This window comes from Methylobacterium symbioticum (assembly GCF_902141845.1).
Taxonomy (GTDB): domain Bacteria; phylum Pseudomonadota; class Alphaproteobacteria; order Rhizobiales; family Beijerinckiaceae; genus Methylobacterium; species Methylobacterium symbioticum.
Map to the genome: position 1 here is coordinate 1 of NZ_CABFPH010000202.1, position 3,480 is coordinate 3,480.

At 58.5% G+C, this 3,480-nt stretch carries 1 tRNA gene and 2 rRNA genes; all 3 read right to left on the minus strand.

Annotated features, from left to right (window positions below):
- Positions 1-13: 13 nt before the first annotated feature.
- The 3 genes from rrf to MET9862_RS28660 all read right to left on the minus strand — a co-directional run bounded on the left by rrf (position 14) and on the right by MET9862_RS28660 (position 3,477).
- Positions 14-129: ribosomal RNA gene (rrf, locus tag MET9862_RS28650) — 5S ribosomal RNA — on the minus strand.
- A 124-nt stretch (positions 130-253) separates the two neighbouring features.
- Positions 254-3,095, minus strand: a 23S ribosomal RNA gene (locus MET9862_RS28655).
- Between the two features lie 306 nt (positions 3,096-3,401).
- Positions 3,402-3,477, minus strand: a tRNA-Ala gene (locus MET9862_RS28660).
- Between the last annotated feature and the right edge of the window lie 3 nt (positions 3,478-3,480).

The window sequence follows — 3,480 nt, forward strand, 5'->3', positions numbered from 1 at the left end:
TTGCGTTGGGCAGGCCTGGCGGCGACCGACTCTCCCGTGTCTTGAGACACAGTACCATGGGCGCTGGTGCGTTTAACGGCCGAGTTCGAGATGGGATCGGGTTTGGGGCACACCGCTCAGGCCACCAGGCCGGCGCAACGCAATTCTTTGGGACTTGGGCCGTGCGGGGTTTCCGCGACGGCGGGGGTCCGTTCGGCAAGCATGGGGTTCAGTTTGTGACCGTGCAGGGTTGCACGGCGATGGATCACGAGAGACGATCAAGCCAATCGGGCGATTAGTACCGGTCCGCTCAGTGCATTGCTGCACGTGCACGCCCGGCCTATCGACGTGGTCGTCTTCCACGGCCCTCAAGGGAGACCTCGTTTCGAGGGGGGTTTCCCGCTTAGATGCCTTCAGCGGTTATCCCGTCCGTACATAGCTATGCTGCACTGCCGCTGGCGCGACAACAGCTCCACCAGAGGTACGTTCATCCCGGTCCTCTCGTACTAGGGACAAAGCCTCTCAAGTCTCCGACACCCACGGCAGATAGGGACCGAACTGTCTCACGACGTTCTGAACCCAGCTCACGTACCACTTTAATCGGCGAACAGCCGAACCCTTGGGACCTTCTCCAGCCCCAGGATGTGATGAGCCGACATCGAGGTGCCAAACGACCCCGTCGATATGGACTCTTGGGGGTCATCAGCCTGTTATCCCCGGCGTACCTTTTATCCGTTGAGCGATGGCCCACCCACGCGGGACCACCGGATCACTATGACCGACTTTCGTCTCTGCTCGACCTGTCCGTCTCGCAGTCAAGCGGGCTTATGCCATTGCACGCGACGAGCGATTTCCGACCGCTCTGAGCCCACCTTCGTACGCCTCCGTTACGCTTTGGGAGGCGACCGCCCCAGTCAAACTGCCTGCCATGCGCGGTCCCGGACCCTGATCAAGGGCCGCGGTTAGACCATCATAACGCCAAGGGTGGTATTTCAAGGGTGGCTCCACCCAGGCTGGCGCCCGGGCTTCAAAGCCTACCACCTATCCTACACATGCCGACACGATGGCCAGCGCAAAGCTACAGTAAAGGTGCACGGGGTCTTTCCGTCTGACCGCAGGAACCCCGCATCTTCACGGGGAATTCAATTTCACTGAGCCGATGCTGGAGACAGCGGGGAGATCGTTACGCCATTCGTGCAGGTCGGAACTTACCCGACAAGGAATTTCGCTACCTTAGGACCGTTATAGTTACGGCCGCCGTTTACCGGGGCTTCGATTCAAAGCTCTCACCTCTCCTCTTAACCTTCCGGCACCGGGCAGGCGTCAGGCCCTATACGTCGTCTTACAGACTTCGCAGAGCCCTGTGTTTTAGATAAACAGTCGCCACCCCCTGGTCTGTGCCCCCCACCCCTGGTTGCCCAGGAGCAGGGCCTCCTTATCCCGAAGTTACGGAGGCAAATTGCCGAGTTCCTTCAGCATCGTTCTCTCAAGCGCCTTGGTATACTCTACCAGTCCACCTGTGTCGGTTTCGGGTACGGTCTGATGTGGAGGCTCTTTCCTGGGACCCCTTCACCGCCCGGGCAATCCGATAAGCCCGAACGATATACGGCATCCGTCACCATCCACTGGCTGGGGAGTATTCACCCCATTCCCATCGACTACGCCTTTCGGCCTCGCCTTAGGGGCCGGCTAACCCTGCGCAGATTAACTTTACGCAGGAACCCTTGGACTTTCGGCGAGAGTGTCTTTCACACTCTTTGTCGTTACTCATGTCAGCATTCGCACTTCCCATACCTCCACGGCCCCTCGCAGGTACCGCTTCACAGGCCTAGGGAACGCTCCGCTACCGCGCATCAAAGATGCACCCGAAGCTTCGGCTCGTGGCTTGAGCCCCGTTACATTTTCGGCGCAGGACCCCTTATTTAGACCAGTGAGCTGTTACGCTTTCTTTAAAGGATGGCTGCTTCTAAGCCAACCTCCTGGTTGTTTTGGGAGTCCCACATCCTTTCCCACTTAGCCACGAATTGGGGGCCTTAGCTGTCGGTCAGGGTTGTTTCCCTCTCCACGACGGACGTTAGCACCCGCCGTGTGTCTCCCGAGCAGTACTCGTGCGTATTCGGAGTTTGGTTGGGTTTGGTACCGCTGTGGGCGGCCCTAGCCCATCCAGTGCTCTACCCCGCACGGTATTCACTCGAGGCGCTACCTAAATAGCTTTCGCGGAGAACCAGCTATTTCCGAGTTTGATTGGCCTTTCACCCCTAGCCACACGTCATCCAAGACCTTTTCAACGGGCACTGGTTCGGACCTCCAGTGGGTGTTACCCCACCTTCATCCTGCACATGGCTAGATCACTCGGTTTCGGGTCTAAAGCCACGAACTGAACGCCCTGTTCAGACTCGCTTTCGCTGCGCCTCCACCTATCGGCTTAAGCTTGCTCGTAACTTTAAGTCGCTGACCCATTATACAAAAGGTACGCGGTCACCCAGGACGAACCTTGGGCTCCCACTGTTTGTAAGCATCCGGTTTCAGGTGCTGTTTCACTCCCCTCGTCGGGGTGCTTTTCACCTTTCCCTCACGGTACTGGTTCACTATCGGTCGCTGAGGAGTACTTAGGCTTGGAGGGTGGTCCCCCCATGTTCAGACAGGATTTCACGTGTCCCGCCCTACTCGAGTCCTGTCGATCAACCGTCCCGTACGGGGCTGTCACCCTTCACGCCGGCCTTTCCAGACCGTTCCGGTAATCTCACAACAGGCACTGGCCTGATCCGCGTTCGCTCGCCACTACTGACGGAGTCTCGTTGATGTCCTTTCCTCCGGGTACTGAGATGTTTCAGTTCCCCGGGTTCGCTTCAAACCCCTATGGATTCAGGGTCTGATACCTTCATCTGACCAACCGTATGGCAGCCGCATCACCGGTCGCGGGCTGTGAACCCGCCGGGCCCGAAGCCCGGACCGGCATGCCTCTGCCATACGGAAGGTCGAAGGTGGGTTTCCCCATTCGGAAATCCCTGGATCAAAGCTCGTTCGCAGCTCCCCAAGGCTTATCGCAGCGTACCACGTCCTTCATCGCCTCTCAGCGCCAAGGCATCCACCGAATGCTCTTAAGGCACTTGATCGCTCTCGTGATCCATGCGCCGCCGTGATCGGCAGCCATAGGGCTTCGATCACGACCTGCGCGGTCACAAAAAGACCAGTGACGAGATCGCTTCCGATCCCGTCACCGTATGCTTGCCGAACATGACCGGTGGATCGCAGCTCTCGCTGCGCCTCCGGCACACATTCCCTCTTCACGATGTCACATTCCTTCGCACACGATGGGGTCATACGACACGCTCACCGCGGCAAACTTGTTCATCCGGATCGCCGCTCGACACCGCTTCAGGAGCGTCGCTGCCGCAAGGCTGCGCCAACACCCAAAACAATGGTGGAGACAGACGGGATCGAACCGACGACCTCATGCTTGCAAAGCACGCGCTCTCCCAACTGAGCTATGTCCCCGAA